Annotated in this window: 15 protein-coding genes; 7 read left to right on the top strand and 8 right to left on the bottom strand. The window is 35.7% G+C overall.

The window, feature by feature from the left end; genetic code table 11:
- The first annotated feature begins 10 nt into the window (after positions 1–10).
- The 3 genes from QNI22_RS08485 (at position 11) to QNI22_RS08475 (ending at position 3,180) form a co-directional block, all read left to right on the top strand.
- Positions 11–1,579 carry a rhomboid family intramembrane serine protease gene (locus QNI22_RS08485; protein WP_314510212.1) on the top strand — a complete coding sequence of 523 codons (1,569 nt, stop codon included), beginning with the start codon at positions 11–13 and terminating at the stop codon, positions 1,577–1,579.
- A gap of 25 nt (positions 1,580–1,604) precedes the next feature.
- A complete protein-coding gene (locus tag QNI22_RS08480) occupies positions 1,605–2,297 on the top strand; it encodes a signal peptidase II (RefSeq protein ID WP_314510211.1) in 693 nt (230 codons plus the stop codon).
- 70 nt (positions 2,298–2,367) lie between these two features.
- On the top strand, positions 2,368–3,180 hold the full coding sequence (locus QNI22_RS08475; RefSeq protein ID WP_314510210.1) for a hypothetical protein: 813 nt from the start codon (positions 2,368–2,370) through the stop codon (positions 3,178–3,180).
- Between the two features lie 2 nt (positions 3,181–3,182).
- Here QNI22_RS08475 and QNI22_RS08470 read toward each other — a convergent pair whose 3' ends face one another.
- Positions 3,183–3,752, bottom strand: a complete 570-nt coding sequence (locus QNI22_RS08470) for a DUF1349 domain-containing protein (protein ID WP_314510209.1) — start codon at positions 3,750–3,752, stop codon at positions 3,183–3,185.
- 361 nt (positions 3,753–4,113) lie between these two features.
- Between QNI22_RS08470 and QNI22_RS08465 the strand changes: the two genes are divergently transcribed.
- Positions 4,114–4,755, top strand: a complete 642-nt coding sequence (locus QNI22_RS08465) for an HPP family protein (protein ID WP_314510208.1) — start codon at positions 4,114–4,116, stop codon at positions 4,753–4,755.
- On the opposite strand, the gene QNI22_RS08460 is transcribed toward QNI22_RS08465, so the two are convergent.
- The 3 genes from QNI22_RS08460 to QNI22_RS08450 form a co-directional block, all read right to left on the bottom strand.
- Entirely contained in the window at positions 4,756–5,508 is a 753-nt protein-coding gene (locus QNI22_RS08460; RefSeq protein ID WP_314510207.1) for an outer membrane beta-barrel protein, read from the bottom strand.
- Between the two features lie 118 nt (positions 5,509–5,626).
- The gene (locus QNI22_RS08455; protein WP_314510206.1) at positions 5,627–6,544 is read right to left on the bottom strand and encodes a hypothetical protein; all 918 of its coding nucleotides are present in this window, start codon (positions 6,542–6,544) and stop codon (positions 5,627–5,629) included.
- A 264-nt stretch (positions 6,545–6,808) separates the two neighbouring features.
- A complete protein-coding gene (locus QNI22_RS08450; RefSeq protein WP_314510205.1) occupies positions 6,809–7,777 on the bottom strand; it encodes a helix-turn-helix transcriptional regulator in 969 nt (322 codons plus the stop codon).
- Positions 7,778–7,867: 90 nt separating this feature from the next.
- Between QNI22_RS08450 and QNI22_RS08445 the strand changes: the two genes are divergently transcribed.
- The 3 genes from QNI22_RS08445 (at position 7,868) to QNI22_RS08435 (ending at position 11,662) form a co-directional block, all read left to right on the top strand.
- Complete coding sequence (locus QNI22_RS08445) at positions 7,868–8,998, top strand: FAD-dependent oxidoreductase (RefSeq protein WP_314510204.1); 1,131 nt, start codon at positions 7,868–7,870, stop codon at positions 8,996–8,998.
- 226 nt (positions 8,999–9,224) lie between these two features.
- The gene (locus QNI22_RS08440) at positions 9,225–10,814 is read left to right on the top strand and encodes a tyrosine-type recombinase/integrase (RefSeq protein ID WP_314510203.1); all 1,590 of its coding nucleotides are present in this window, start codon (positions 9,225–9,227) and stop codon (positions 10,812–10,814) included.
- A 71-nt stretch (positions 10,815–10,885) separates the two neighbouring features.
- Positions 10,886–11,662 carry a hypothetical protein gene (locus tag QNI22_RS08435; protein WP_314510202.1) on the top strand — a complete coding sequence of 259 codons (777 nt, stop codon included), beginning with the start codon at positions 10,886–10,888 and terminating at the stop codon, positions 11,660–11,662.
- Between the two features lie 15 nt (positions 11,663–11,677).
- On the opposite strand, the gene QNI22_RS08430 is transcribed toward QNI22_RS08435, so the two are convergent.
- From QNI22_RS08430 to QNI22_RS08415, 4 genes are all read right to left on the bottom strand, one after another.
- Positions 11,678–11,977, bottom strand: a complete 300-nt coding sequence (locus QNI22_RS08430; RefSeq protein WP_314510201.1) for a helix-turn-helix domain-containing protein — start codon at positions 11,975–11,977, stop codon at positions 11,678–11,680.
- Between the two features lie 176 nt (positions 11,978–12,153).
- The gene (locus QNI22_RS08425; protein ID WP_314510200.1) at positions 12,154–12,309 is read right to left on the bottom strand and encodes a hypothetical protein; all 156 of its coding nucleotides are present in this window, start codon (positions 12,307–12,309) and stop codon (positions 12,154–12,156) included.
- Between the two features lie 14 nt (positions 12,310–12,323).
- The gene (locus QNI22_RS08420; RefSeq protein WP_314510199.1) at positions 12,324–12,929 is read right to left on the bottom strand and encodes a hypothetical protein; all 606 of its coding nucleotides are present in this window, start codon (positions 12,927–12,929) and stop codon (positions 12,324–12,326) included.
- A 16-nt stretch (positions 12,930–12,945) separates the two neighbouring features.
- Positions 12,946–15,015, bottom strand: coding sequence for a metallophosphoesterase (locus tag QNI22_RS08415; protein ID WP_314510198.1), 2,070 nt, complete (start codon positions 15,013–15,015; stop codon positions 12,946–12,948).
- Between the last annotated feature and the right edge of the window lie 89 nt (positions 15,016–15,104).

The following is a 15,104-nucleotide window of genomic DNA, read 5'->3' as shown; positions in this document are numbered from 1 at the left end:
GATTACATGTATGCAAACTATTCTAAAGAAACTTAAATTAATTTATGTTCCTTATCTGATAATAAGCATTGCTTTTATTGTACTCTATTCATTAATAACATGGCTGCTTTTTTACAAATTTAGTGTTTTTTCTATCAGAGAAGATATTCTACAAATCTGGTTACCTCTGGCTCTTCCCTGGATACTTATTCTGATTTGGTTAAGTCGACGGATTCGATTGCTTGTTTTGACAGGTGCCAATGGAAACAAACCTTTTTTATATCAGCTGGTAGTATGGGGAACAATGGCAATTCCTGCTATTATTACTCAGAATTACCTGGAAAGTGCATCTGGTGACCTGCTGCAACTGGATAATATTCATGAGATTGTTCAGCGCGAACCTGTTAAATACTATACATTAAAACACTTCTATATAGATAAACGCAATGCCACGGCAAGACCTGATTTTGTGGTAAGTGGGAAATACAATGAAGATCTTAATATGCATTTTTATGTGGCAGTTCCTATCTTGAAGGATCAAGCCGATACGATGAATGGAACATGTTATGGATGGTTGGGAAGAGAATATTCCAAACGTATCAGTAACCGACTGGATAGTAAAGAGAAAGAGGAAAGTTATAAAGCCTTTGCCCTGCAGACTGAAAAAAATTTTGAGCAAGAAGATCTTACACAGTTTGTTTATCTTAACAAAGTAGGAAATTCAGAGGCTGGAGCTGTTTATCGGGAAGCCATTAAAAGCTCTACCAGGTTTATACACAACGATTCGCCTGTATTTATTCCCGTAAATGCCCCTTTTGAGCAACGAAATGGAAATACGTTTGCCTGGATCTTTGGCGCATTGGGTATTAGTGCCTGCCTCTTTCTGGCTATGGTTCTGATCCCTCAATTTAATGAATCAGAAGTAGATCGTTTTGAACGGAGCCTACCTCCGGAAGAGAATGAACTGAAAGAGATTTTCGACCTGTTTATACCCACAACAGACTATTTTGTTACCCCCATTCTGATTAATCTGAATCTGCTGGTATTTATAGTCATGGTTTGTTCAGGACTAGGCTTTATCTCTTTTAAAGGCCCGGATCTGTTACAGTGGGGTGGTAATTTTCGTCCGCTGACCACAACAGGAGAATGGTGGCGGTTGGTGACCTGTATGTTTTTGCATGGTGGATTGATGCATATTCTGGCCAATATGATGGGGCTTTTATTTGTTGGAATCTTTCTGGAGCCTGTATTGGGTAGAACAAAATTTCTGATTGCATACTTGCTGACAGGCATTCTGGCCAGTTGTGTCAGCCTTTGGTGGTACGAGGCTACTGTTAGTGTGGGTGCTTCCGGAGCTATATTTGGTTTGTATGGTGTTTTTCTTGCCTTACTGCTGTTAAAGGTCTTTCCTGCAGAGTTTGGAAAAGTCTTTCTGGTAAGCACACTTATCTTTATAGGCTATAACCTGTTAATAGGAATTATGGGCGGAGTAGACAATGCGGCTCACATTGGGGGACTGGTTAGTGGGTTATTGCTAGGGTTGGCTTTTTATCCGGCGATAAAAAAGGAGATGGAAGAAGTCGAGGATCTGGACTTTTAGTATATATAATTTTCTTAAAATAGTTATGTTAAAGGGAAAAGAATGGCAAGTTCTGATAGGGATAGTTATATTTGATCTACTTACAAAAATAGTAGCAGCCTGTTATCTTCCTTATCAAGAGGATGTGTTTGTTATTGGTAATAAGATAAGCCTGTACCTGACTTATAATGATGGTCCAACAGGAGCACAGGCAGAAGCTTTATTGAATAGAGAGAGTAATCCTAACCTTGTAATCATTTTATCCTCTGTTAATGCTCTTATCTGGCTATCCTACTTTTTGTTTATCAGAAAAAAAGCGTTAAAGATGATATACAAAGTATTAATTGGAATAGCTGTATTCTTCATGGGAGCATTTCTAATTGGAATAGCTCAGCTGCTATTGGCAAATGTATTTATCTCTTCCTGGTATGCTGCTATAGTAGCAAAGATTGTAGCTTTACTACTTTACGGTACATTCTTTTCTTTAGCTCGTAACCAGTGGATAAGGTACTTTCTTATTCTGATTTTAGCCTGCGGAATAGGTAATCTGTTAAGCCTTTTCTATCCACCATTCAACGTTATTGATTTTATAAATGTAAAAGGATCGTATGAACTTCTTCGGATAGGTGTCTTTAACTTTGCAGATCTGTCTTTTGATATTGGAGTGATAGGTATTATCGCTTCATGGATTAGTATGCTTATTCATAAGGTGAGATATACCTATGTTCAGTCTAACTAACTATCTGTAATTCTTAAGTAAAACCAGTATAGAAGAACTTCTTATATACAACCTGGATAACTAAGTTAGAATGAAGAAAAAGAGATTACAGCATCAGGCTAATGTTATTTGTGAGATGTTTTGTGGGTGGAGATTGGAGGAAGATTGCCAGATATTGCTAGAACTAGGAAAAGGAAAGTTAGATTGTGATATACTCTCTCAAAAGGCCTATTGTGATGGAGTCGCTAGTGAATTACAGATTGTAAAGGCAATATACCAATGGCTCCAAGCCGACTGGCTACAAAATGGATTTGATCAACAGTTGATACAAGAAGTTAGATTAGCTGTTGACTTTCAGGTTGCTAAACAACAATATATATATAAACAGGAGGTTGCTCACTTTATAGTTGATTGTAAAAGTGAAATTAGACTAAATGATCATGTCTACATTGCATTCCTCTCTAAAGATTTTGACAGAGTATTGCCTGTTTTGGTTTCCAGGAGCTTTACCTCTGCAATTCAGTGTACAAGAAAAACGAAACAAGTCGGAGTGGATCCAACTCTGTATATCTACTTTACAGGAATTTATAGACCTGGATCTGCCGGAAATGAGGATGCTGAATACATGATGCATCAGATAAACCATTGCATTGATTCTGAGCATCCTCAGTTTGTTATTGTTGATTTGCGGGAGTTAGTATATACCTGGGGAAATGCGATTACACAGGCATTTCGGATAAGATCCTTAAAACAGCAACCATTTGTGGTGCTTATTAGTGAAAAGTCCCAGGCGTTAGATTCTGATTTCATCAAAGAGCTGGCAGGATGCTCATTTTATCTGGATGAACAAACAGCCTTGGATGTATTGAAGCAACAGGTTTCTGTAAACAGATCGAAGGAGTAACTCTACTGTGTTAAAGAATACTTCGTAAACAAAGCACTGCCACCTCCAGCTGTAGGACTACAGGCATAGATCCCAGCCTTTACAATAGCCTCAGCCTTGTGCAAATAGGCAATACGGATTTGCTCAAATGTAGAACCCTGATAGCAGGCATAGATCTCTATATTCTGTCCTTTGCGAATGATCTTGTATTCTATTTCCTGTATACCTGCTGCTACCCGTTGTGTAGACCAGTCTGAGTAGCCAAGGTTAGTCACTACCACCCCCAAATGTGAAAATTCAGGTGTTTCGTATTCGCAGGACGTTTTGATCCAGTTATCCTCATCTATACGAATACACAAACCTGCCTGATCAAACCGGTGTTGGGGAGTGAGGCGTACCTGGGTATACAACTCAAAATCACTTTCTGTCTCTGTGTAGTAAAAGTGGGCATTGTCATTCCGGAAACCATAATGCGTGCGTTGCCAGAAGTCTGAACCTGCATCGGGTGCGAGAAAAAGTCCATCATCCTGAAAGCGCCATATGGCAGGTTCGTTCATCCATTGATAGGAGGCAAGTGAGTCCTGAATAGTCATAGTAAGTAGATTGGATAAGGTGTTGTTGCAAAATTCAGCTTTAGAAATTACTTGGCTTAAAAATAGTACAAAAGCAGTAAGTGTACATTTTGTGGGGTATAGACATACAACTGTAAAGAAAACTAAATTGCGTTGATAAAAACAAAAAAGTTGCTAAAATTGGTAGCCGAAAGACAAAAAGTAAGAAAATACTGAACTTTCATTCTGTAAAATGAATTTTCCCTTGGAATATTGAAAAAACTCTCGGATTATGTGATGGAAGATTTTTTTGTATTAAAGATGTTTTTGCGCAGAATAGGATAATTGCTATAAGAAAGAATCAACCTGTACATTACTGGAGTAGACAGATTTTTAATTGCCAATGGTTAAGAAAAGGATAAAAAGAGGGCTACGCATTACCCGCTATGTTATTTATAAAGAAACACTAGTAGATTATCGGGAACATATATGGTCGTTTATTGGAGCATTTGTAGGCATTTCCTGTATTGCCTTCTTACAAAGTAAAATGTTTCCCTATACAGATACTGTTTTTCTGATCGGATCTTTTGGAGCTTCCAGTGTATTGATTTATGGGGCTATCCAAAGTCCATTGGCACAACCCCGAAATCTCATCGGCGGACATGTACTTTCGGCTATAGTGGGTGTTTCTGTCTATCAGCTATTGCCTGATATCCTTTGGTTAACAGCACCACTGGCAGTTTCTTTGTCTATTGTATTAATGCAAGTGACCAAAACACTGCATCCACCCGGAGGCGCTACCGGACTCATTGCTGTCATTGGATCTGAAAAAATAAAACAATTAGGGTATTGGTATGTGATTTCTCCTGTACTTACAGGCTGTCTGATTCTGTTGGTTGTGGCGCTTATTTTTAATAATATGACTGCTAACCGAAAATATCCAACCAACCGAAAATTTACCCGTTTTTTGAAAAAGAGCTGGCCTAAACTGAAGAGGTATAAGTTGAAACGGCAACGCTACTCATTACCCTCCGAATCGCACTAGTTACTTTTTTCGTTGCAGATATTCTTTGTAGTGAAACAGCTGAAATAGTTGTTGTGTAAAACGTATTTGTAGGGTCAGATAGTGATCTGCATGTGGTTTCGGATCATTGGTAAGACTGGTGCCATCCAGCAGGTCTGTAGTTGTAAAATGGTAGACCGCCTCCAAGCCCAGACTTGCCTGATCTGTCAGTCGCCAGTTCGCTCCAATGCCTATAGGAAATGTAAAAGCAACAGGGCTGCCAGTAGCTGCTAACATAGGTTTGAGCCACTCCTGAGTTGAAGCATCTGCATTCACTTTTGTGCGATAATACAACACGCCGAATCCGGCAAGGAAGTAAGCATCCAGACTACGATTATATTGTTCTCCTATGGTTTTTGATGTGGTATTAATCTGAAGTGAGATAGCAGATCCAAACAAATGAGAATGAAACGCTAAATCTCCCCATGTTCCCGGCCTCGCCCTGGCTTGTAATGACTGATAACTATTGTCCCAACGAACAGAAATGTAGTTCGTAAACCGATAGGACAGTCCTGCACTTAGGCCAATATTGAGATAATGATGTTGTAGGTCGCTATCCTTTAGTCTGCATATATCACCAGCATAGCCTGCCAGTCCTATTCCTGCCACCAGAGAGAGTCGATTCTGATAAGGATGTGCATAGGGTTTCAGAAAGGAATTTGAGTGTTCATTAGGGGTTTTAGCTTTAGTTCGGCTACCCGTCTGGCTATACGCAGGTAAAAGACAATACACCATAAGGCAAAAGGCAAGCAATAGCCTACCCCTTGTCTGATGGAAACACTCTTCTTTTAGCAATGAAAAACCCCTATAATCCATTGCTAATTGGTTTCCCCTAAACTGATAAAGACAAAGATCAGAGTTGTGATAAAATTTCATCCAGTTCTTCTTGTGTGACAGATGTAAACTCCATAGGTACCTGTAACGTTGATTGAAGAGAAATGTTTTGTCTGCCAAGCCAAAGCGTTTCTCCTGTTTTAGCCAAGGCGATCAGTATTGCTTCTTCATCCAATGGTAGATGGCTGGCCGGGATGAACACACCATTTATCTGTACAGTTGAAACTACTGAGTGAATGTTGGATGGAATCACAAAGAGACGTACCTGTGACAGAGCAGGCCCTTCACCAGAAGTCTGCAAGGAAATCCGTATATTGGAAGCTGCCTCTGAGTACACATAGGCTGGACTTAGCCAGGTATCCAATTGATTACTGATGATGGTGTAGTACTCTGGTGTGGAACTGGCTAATGCACCCAGCTCTGTCCATGTGGTTTGAGCATCTTCTTTGTAAAAACGCATTTTGGTATGATCCGTTTTTGTACGTTTGGTTGGAATCTTTAGTGTGAAGTTTTTTCCTTCCAGCATTTGAAGCGTATCTCCGTTGTATAGAATCGTAAGCATTACCTGACCACCTGTTTCAAGCAGCTCTGTAGCAGATATGGTAGGTTTTCCAAACAGTAGGATTTCCTTTTTGCTGGTTAATAGCTTTAGATGTACATCTACTACACAATTACAAGGGATGTCAGAACCTTTTCCGGCAACACATAACTTGGGTAGAATAAGTATTACTCCGTCTGGTAACGCAATTGTATCTGTTTCCGAAACATCTGATTTTGTACTATCTATAGGTATAGGAGTGTTGGGAAGAAATACCTGGCCTGGAGGTAATAGAACAGATGGATCTGTAGGAGATACCAAAGCCACATAGTTGTTGCAGGCCACAGTCAAAATAGCCAGAAGGATAACTGCTCCTCTTATAAAGAAATAGTTTTTCATAAGACAAAATTCAGTTTGGATACATATATAGACACAGACGAAGCTTGTCGTAAAAACGCTGGCAGAAGAAGGAAAAAAATAAATAGTATAGTTTCTGTTGAAAGGGAAATGTATTATATAGTTTGTATCTGGAACCAGATAAATATAGTGAGGATCTTATCATAGATATGATTGGTAGCTTTTGCTAACAACTGCCAGATTTAAATAATACGTTGGAGGCTTCCATTACTTTGAATCCGTCTGAATATTTTTATTCCGTATTTTTTACTTTTTAGATTGGCTGTATTGTTTTGGTTTCATTCCTGTATGTTCTTTAAAGACTCTTGAAAAATGGCTCAAATTGGTAAAGCCTAGTTTGTAGCCCACATCTGAAACAGATAGATTTTCCTCTTTCAGCAGACGGGCAGCTTCTTTCATTCTGTATTCCTGGTAATAGCTAAAAATACTGTTACCAAAAATTTGCCTGAATAAACGTTTTAGTTTGGTTGGGCTCATATTGGCAGAAAAGCTTACATCTTTAATGGCTGGAGGAGTATCCAGATGTGCAAGTAGTTGCTCTTTTACTTTGTATAGGGTTTGTATATCATGACTATTTAAAGCATACAGATGTTTTTCGTTTCGCTTTTCCAGTTCCATCAATAGCCTGCAAATCAGTTCTTCTGCTTTTATTCTTAAGAAAAATAGTTCAAAGGTTTTACTAACCGACTCTGTTACAATCTCGTCCACAATCTTTTGTAAAGAAGGATAGATTACCTGTTCAAATAGTAATGGCTGTGTATTTTGTAATAAGCTTTGTAAAATGGGAGATTGTTCTGACAGGTCAAAAAGCCCACTTAAATACGTTGCGTCTACCTCTATCATAATGGTTTCTGTATTTGTGTGGATTGAAATAACATCGTCGGTACTAACCCGGCTGGTCGCAATCAAAACGGAAGGCGTTTTTATAACAGACTTTTCTTCTGATAGAATTGCTGTTTTAGGGAAGATGTTCTGAAACTTGAAAAATATCATTCTCCTGGCAGTATTGATGCCTGGATTTTCGACCAGTACATCTTCGTACAATTCGTAATTACTGATAAGCAGTCGGATATGCTCATTAAAGACAAATCCGGTACAATAACCTCTACCAAAATTTTCGGGGATCTGTAATCGTCTGTTTTTTATCTCTGTCCCCAATAAATGGGCAAATTTTACCAGTATGTTCGGCACTGTTTGCTGTTTGTCTTTATTCATAAAAGTCCTTTACGACTATTTTTAAGTCAAATGTAGATATTTTATCCCTTTAATACCTGCCAATTTTGTGTCATCAAACGATACAAGATCATGTTACTGAAAAATAAGAAAGTAGCTATTATTGGAGCAGGACCAGTTGGTCTGACAATAACCAGATTATTACAGCAAAAAGGAATAGACGTAACCGTTTACGAGAGAGATAAAGATCCTCAGGCCAGGATATGGGGTGGTACACTTGATCTACACAAAGATTCAGGGCAGAAAGCTATGAAAAAAGCTGGATTGCTGGATATGTACTATGAGTTGGCGATTCCTATGGGAATAATCATGGCTGATGAACAAGGTAATGTGTTATCCACGAGAAAGATTACACCCGAAAACCAATATGACAATCCTGAAATAAGCAGAAATGCTTTACGAACTTTATTGCTTGATAGTCTGGCAAACGATACAGTTATTTGGGATAAGAAATGCACAGGGCTTGAGCCACACGATGGAAGATGGGTCTTATATTTCGAGAATAAAACAGATGCAACTGCCGATCTGATAATTGGAGCAAATGGCGGAATGTCCAAGGTTAGAAGCTATGTGACAGATACTGAACCTGAAGAAACAGGAACGTTTATCATACAGGGAGATGTATCTCAACCTGCTATAGAATGTCCGGAGTTTTATAGTTTATGTAATGGCAACAGATTGATGAGTGCCTGGCAAGGCAATTTAGTAGTAGCCAATCCCTATAATAATGGTGCATTGACCTATGGTGTCATTTTTAGAAAGCCTGAAGCATGGAATCATGGAAAAGAAGTAAACTTTCAGGATACGAACAGTATTATCACATTTCTTTCCGACCGATTTTCACAATGGGATAAACGTTTCAGACAATTGTTCAACTCAACATCGCTTTTTGTTGGATTGCCAACAAGGAAACTGTCATTAGAGAAACCCTGGAAAACCAATCGCCCTTTGCCTGTAACACTTATAGGAGATGCCGCTCATTTAATGCCACCCTTTGCAGGTATGGGCGTGAATACCGGGTTGATGGATGCATTAACTTTATCTGATAACCTCACTGACGGAAAATTTGAAACTATAGAAGCTGCTATAAATGACTATGAGCAAAAAATGTTTGTGTATGCTTCAGAGGCACAACATAAGTCCAGTAAGAACGAAATAGAAATGCGTTCTCCCGACTTTTCATTTCAGAACTTCTTCAAATAAGTAATTGTGCGAAACAAAAATACTTTCTTGAAAACAATAAAAAAGCCCATATTCATCGAATATGAGCTTAGTTCTGATTTTAACCTTAAACCTAACCTTTGTGGTTAATTTCTCTAAAAAGCCATTTTCCCGCAAGGAGACGGCTTTTTTTATTTATATCTTAATAGATGTTACTATATTTTACTAGATATTATGAATAACTTTGTAACATATTTGTAACATGAATATGAAAAGCATACATATGGAAGATCCAATACAAATTCAAACAATTAACGCCAAATTTCGTGCCACAAAAGACGAATTAACGAAGTATGCTTATCTGGAATTAAGATTTAAAAAAAAGATTATCATTGAAAAAAATGGTAAAACAAAGGATAAAGTTAGTGCAATAATAAATCTCAAAGAATACGAGTTTCCGGTTGTTCAAGAAAGTGATAAAAAGAATGTACAAAAAATAAAACAAGACAAAGAGAAAGCAGTACGCAAGCAGGTAAAAGAAATAGTTGAACAACTTTATCTTGTTTTCAAACATATGACTTATCAGGAGTTTGAAAAGGTATATACGAAAGAGGGGTCAATTGAGCAGCTTTACCGTCAACTACAGGATGGAGTAAAAAAAGATCGGGTAATTGATAAGGCTCAATTTGAGAATATGTCTTTTCTCGAATTAACACAAAGCTTTTTGGAAGATCTGAAAGGCAAAAAATGTGAGTTCAATTCATTTAATGGTGGTATAAACTCAGTTGGTAATTATCCAAAGGCTGCTAATAAGTTTGTGGAGAGTTTAGGGTCTCATATTAGGGAAAAGGCAAGTTCCACAGCCATAGTAGATTTTGCCGAATTCAGCAAAGGTCTAAACTTTCAGTTTATAAACTTGTCGTCAGATGATATTAGTAACATTATTCGTCTGAATGCTGATAGAATGAAAACCGGCATCACAAAAGTAGAAATTGAGAAATATCTCGAGCATAGTGGAATTACATTGTTGTTTAAAAAATATAACACTAATAATAGGGATAGAACTGAAGCCTTGGCTGACCGTATCAATAAAGCCTTTTGTATTAGATTAGGTAGTTCTATAAAAATACCGGATTTAAAATCAGGTCATTTACTAAGGTTTGCGGACTACCTGGCTGCTGGAATGGCTGAAAATAAGTATATGAATTATGTGTGCAGTATCCTGGACTATGCCAAGTTTAAAATCAGCCTGGATACTAATCTGATATTCTATATGAAGAAGCAGAACAAAGTTAGTTTTGCTGAGCCGGACCGAAGGATGGATCTGAGTAAAAACGAAATTGAAAAACTGTTGGTAACACCATGGCCAAGGTATGAAGATTGGAAAAAGGCTTTTTTCTTTTCGTGTGAAAGTGGACTCAGATCATCCGATATTGAGACACTAAAACGTTCAGAAATAGTTGAGACAGAAGAAGGATTTATTATTAATAAGTTGATGAAGAAAACGAAAAAGTATGCTAGAGTACCAATTTCAGATAATGCAATGAAAATTCTGGAAGACTTTGGTTTTGCTACGAAAAAGCAGGATGAGAATGTTTTCTCCTTTCAGAAAGGGATTGATCAGATGCGGAATAAGATACATGACTGGCTTAAATCAGCTGGAGTTGAAAAGAAGGTTACTTATCATTCCAGTAGACATACGTTTGTCTCAACGCTTGTCAATTCTGGTGTGGATGCATTTTTGATATCTGATCTACTGGGGCATACTGATACAGATATGATAAAGCATTACATGCATATAAAGGATATCCAAAGATTCAATGCAATCAAAAAGCTGAATATATTAGGAAAACAATAGAATATTCACTCATATTGCCAGTTTACTTTTTGATAGAATACTCATTAAATGATATTCAACAAATCCTTTATATGAGAACACGTTATTGGTTAATCCTATTATTAGGGATTCTGTTATCATTTATAACTCCCGTAATTCTAATTCAACCATCTATAAGTAAAATATTTGATTTTTCTCAAACTGGACAAATAGGTGATACTATAGGTGGAATTACAGCACCTATTATAAATTTAATTGGATCAATATTAGTGTATCTTTCATTTCGAGAGCAATTAAAAGCTAATAATTTGCAGAGAAAGGCTTTAGCTAATGAAATCAAACAGAACAGAGATAGAGAGGTATTTAATCTATTAAATATTCTTTTTCATGAAGTCACAGTAGATATTGCATCAATGTCATATGTTCAAAAGATTTATGAAAATGGTATTCTAATAGAAGAGAATATTGTAACAGGAGAAAAAGCTGTTGAAATTTTGGCAAACGATTTAAAATATAACATCAATCAGAAAAATGGCCGGACTCGGTTTGATCTTAATGAAAATATAATACCATTACTTAAAAATCTGACATCAACTATTGAATTCTTCCTTATAGAACTTAACAACTCCCAATTAAGCCTAAAATATAAGATCTTTTTCTACAAAAGGTTCTTTCGGTATTTTGAAAGTAAGCTTGCCTCACATTTTAGTAAAATCATTAAATACTCTGAGAATTATGAGCAACTTTCGATTTTACAACATAAGCTAAGATTAATTTTTTCTTCTTTTTCCTCTCTTGCCGAAGGCTATAAATTAGGAGGACATTATAGTAATATTTTTAAAAGATATCGGGATTTAGATAATCTTTAAAAGTAAAAGGTCCGGTTAATTAAGACGGACCTTATTTGTTTTTCGTGGTTTCAATGCATCCAGAATAGCGTTCTTCTTTCCTGATTCAATAAATGCAATCAAATCTGATTTCTTTAGCCAGATTAATTTCCCTGATGGTTGGTACTTATTGATCTGGCCAGTATCAATCCAGACCCGCAATGTTGGTACGGCAACACTAATAAGGATTGCTGCTTCCTCCAAAGATAAATAATCCTTCTGCGCTAGTTTGTGCTCTTCTAATAGCTGATTTGTCTTTTGCTGTTCGACTAACAGTTTTGTTAATAACTCTTCCACTGTATGATGAGATAAGAAGTCTCATAGCATACCACCAAAAATTAAAATGTTATTTGAGCTATATTGCCGGAATGGCTAAAGTTAGAAGTGCCTGGGAAGGCATCGGATAGTTAAAAGGGTCACTACTTAGTACAAAAGTACGATATAAACTTTAATTAAACAATGCTATGGATATGCTATTTGGCTTCGTTGTTATTTAAGTTTTTCATATCATCTCTCATTCTTTCCTTTTTCTTTTTGAAAAGAATGATTTCGCCAGCAATTACTTTATCCAGGAATTGATTTACTTCTGGTACATCTGCTGAAGGCAAATATTTTTTTTCGTTTCTCATCTGTATATAAGACCTTAATCGTTTTGAGGTTCAAGCTTTGCCATTTCTTCAGCCTGAAAGTTAAGATAGTCCAGAATTATCTGTTCTAGCGTTGAGTTTTCATCCTGCATATTTGTTTTACAAAAAAACTGATAGAGATTCATTAGCCTTTCATCCAGTTCAAAAGTATATTCTTTCTTTGTATTTATATTTTTCTTTCCTTTTAACTTTTCAATTAGAGCTAAAATTCTCTCATTTTTGGTTATATTGACATAACCTAACTTTTCTAATATCCAGATAATACCTACTATAGTATCCCAATTATCATGTAAAAAAGAATATGCGGCTTTACCTGCTTCTAATAATTCATGTAATGGAATTGTACTACGAACATTATCATTATCAATAGTAAATTGTTCATTATTTGAATTGTAGGCTTTCGCAAGTTTTTCGTTATACTTTTTTGCACCTTCCATTATCCAGATTACCAATTCGGGCGCGATTTCTTTTAAATTATTAGGTATTGAGGTAGCAGTATATTGGTGAGAAGAAAATTGCCCTTCTCTTTTTAATAAGTTTTCTACTTCTGTAGCTTCTTTTAGTGTTGATAAAGCTACAATTAAGGTTCTGTTATCTTCCATATATTGTATGTATAACTTAGTTAACAATGTTTCCTCCCTGATATAACTTTATCATTTCTTTGTGTTTGTGTGGCATATATAAGACTCCTTCCTTATATGCATTAATGAAATCGCATTCGAATCCCGGTTTTGAAAGATGCGTATAAAACCCTTTACTAAAACTTATTGCTGAGTCATTTGGAATTCTTGCTGAAATACCAATAGCAATTGGACCATATTGAGAAGCTCGCTTTGCAGGTTCATAAGAATAACATGCGTTGAAAATAACTACCCTTAGTGGAATATTACTTCTCTGAAAATTATCGAATATTGAATCTAACTCATCGTTTTTTAAACATGAAAAACCATTCTTCTCTTCATTCAACATCCATATTCCTCCAGTTTCAATACCAAGTTTCAGTAAATCTTCATCTGTCATTTCTCCATGCCCTGAAAAGTGTAGGATATCTGGGCTACGATCTTTGATATATCGTATAAAATTATGTTTATTTATATTTCTTCGGATAATAACATCAAATATGTCTTTTTTGTCCTGTAGCATCTCTATAATCTGACTATGCTCTCTTTCTAAGTTTAATTTTTGTTTGGTCTGATCTACAACATCTGCCGTCAACATCAAAATACATTGAGATTTTTTATGGTTATTAGCTTGGGATTTTTTCTTAAAGAGTTGATCGTTTTGATAAATCTCATTTATTTTTAATTTGTCGAGCGAATAGGTTATAAAACATCTTTCATTTAATTCAAAATCCCCTATATCTGGGTTCCATATATAATCTATTATGCATAGGGTAAAATCTCCTTCATAATATTCAAAACTATATGTATTAAAATGTCTATCAGTCTTTTCTCCATTAATATATGGAAGCGAGCATGAACCAGCATTAAAGGTTTGCAGGCTTCTTTGTTTTAGTTCATTGAGAATCTTTGAAACTATTTTCTGAGCATTATCTGCAAATAATTTACGTTCATTTTTAGTAAGGTTGTTTAAATAATTTAGAATCTCATTATAGTTGTCCTCCTGTTCTCTTTTTGTTCCAGTTTTTATAGCATCTATTAAATAATTTAAACTTTCTTGAGGAGTGCCTTTAACTATTTTGTCCATTTTACTGATGACATTGTGGATACTGTCATCTTGAATTAGAAGTGTTTTAATTATGGTAATTATTATTCTTAATGGTTTAGAAATCTTTTTTCCTTTCTTTATACTAGTAATATCAATCAGCTTATCTTCTCCTATTTGTAGAAGTAACTCATTTATCAGATATCTATCAACTGCCCTCTTGTCAAAAAAATATGTGTATGTGTTTTCTGTCTTTTCATATATATGTCTATGCCCACTAAGTTGAATATTAAAATCCATCATAGCCAAATTTGACAGAAACTCTTTTTTCTTATTATTTGATATAAAGTCATATATTTTTTCCTCATTCTGAAAAGGGTGATGTGCAACGAGGAATTTGAAAGATTTTCTAAACTCAACAGATGAAATAAATGCACCTGATTTGACACTCTTTATTAGTGTTCCTGCACGTCCCTTCTTTATAAGGTTATTAATCTGCACTGATATGTAATGTAGGTAGTTAGCTTTAAGTTTATTATTTGAATCATCTTCACCCAAAATACTTGTGTTTACATATAAAATAAAAACGCCCACATTCTCCGTTTCAGAAAGATCAAACCAATCATAGACAAGGGGCTTTCTTTTACTAAATAAATGATTTCCTGCAAATTCTTTATTGTAAGTATTTAAACCTTCAAAATAGATATCCTCTCCTTTTTTTAAACTGGTTTTATTATGTATATAATCTCTATTTCCTGGGACTACCTTAAGTTGTATATCATTGTCAATATTAAGTCCTGTTTTGTTGCCGCCACTTAAAGTGATTGATCCGTTTAACCATTCTCGTGCTTTGATGAAACTGTCAATCTTAGCATCATTAGTTAAGTCTCCAGTAACAATAACCCTATCAAATGTTTCGGATTTATAAAATTTCTCAATTGCTATCAACTGTTGAATGGAATAAGTTGGATTCTCTATTAATTGAGAGAAATGCAAATCAGAAAGATGTAAAAATCTAATCATTATTTGATGTTTTAGTCATCCCAAAAAACAATAATGTTTTTATTTATATCAATACCACAAATGAGGTATTTTATAAAAAAAGCTACCCT

The organism is Xanthocytophaga agilis (genome assembly GCF_030068605.1).
GTDB lineage: Bacteria > Bacteroidota > Bacteroidia > Cytophagales > 172606-1 > Xanthocytophaga > Xanthocytophaga agilis.
The sequence above is the reverse complement of the archived record's forward strand: the minus strand, read 5'-3'. Positions and strand labels throughout refer to the sequence as shown.

Coding starts and splice junctions, on each gene's coding strand:
- QNI22_RS08420 (WP_314510199.1), bottom strand. CDS start 12,929: ATGGAAGATAACAGAACCTTAATTGTAGCTTTATCAACACTAAAAGAA.
- QNI22_RS08415 (WP_314510198.1), bottom strand. CDS start 15,015: ATGATTAGATTTTTACATCTTTCTGATTTGCATTTCTCTCAATTAATA.
- QNI22_RS08470 (WP_314510209.1), bottom strand. CDS start 3,752: ATGACTATTCAGGACTCACTTGCCTCCTATCAATGGATGAACGAACCT.
- QNI22_RS08435 (WP_314510202.1), top strand. CDS start 10,886: ATGAGAACACGTTATTGGTTAATCCTATTATTAGGGATTCTGTTATCA.
- QNI22_RS08440 (WP_314510203.1), top strand. CDS start 9,225: ATGAAAAGCATACATATGGAAGATCCAATACAAATTCAAACAATTAAC.
- QNI22_RS08480 (WP_314510211.1), top strand. CDS start 1,605: ATGTTAAAGGGAAAAGAATGGCAAGTTCTGATAGGGATAGTTATATTT.
- QNI22_RS08425 (WP_314510200.1), bottom strand. CDS start 12,309: ATGAGAAACGAAAAAAAATATTTGCCTTCAGCAGATGTACCAGAAGTA.
- QNI22_RS08445 (WP_314510204.1), top strand. CDS start 7,868: ATGTTACTGAAAAATAAGAAAGTAGCTATTATTGGAGCAGGACCAGTT.
- QNI22_RS08465 (WP_314510208.1), top strand. CDS start 4,114: ATGGTTAAGAAAAGGATAAAAAGAGGGCTACGCATTACCCGCTATGTT.
- QNI22_RS08475 (WP_314510210.1), top strand. CDS start 2,368: ATGAAGAAAAAGAGATTACAGCATCAGGCTAATGTTATTTGTGAGATG.
- QNI22_RS08450 (WP_314510205.1), bottom strand. CDS start 7,777: ATGAATAAAGACAAACAGCAAACAGTGCCGAACATACTGGTAAAATTT.
- QNI22_RS08460 (WP_314510207.1), bottom strand. CDS start 5,508: ATGGTGTATTGTCTTTTACCTGCGTATAGCCAGACGGGTAGCCGAACT.
- QNI22_RS08485 (WP_314510212.1), top strand. CDS start 11: ATGCAAACTATTCTAAAGAAACTTAAATTAATTTATGTTCCTTATCTG.
- QNI22_RS08455 (WP_314510206.1), bottom strand. CDS start 6,544: ATGAAAAACTATTTCTTTATAAGAGGAGCAGTTATCCTTCTGGCTATT.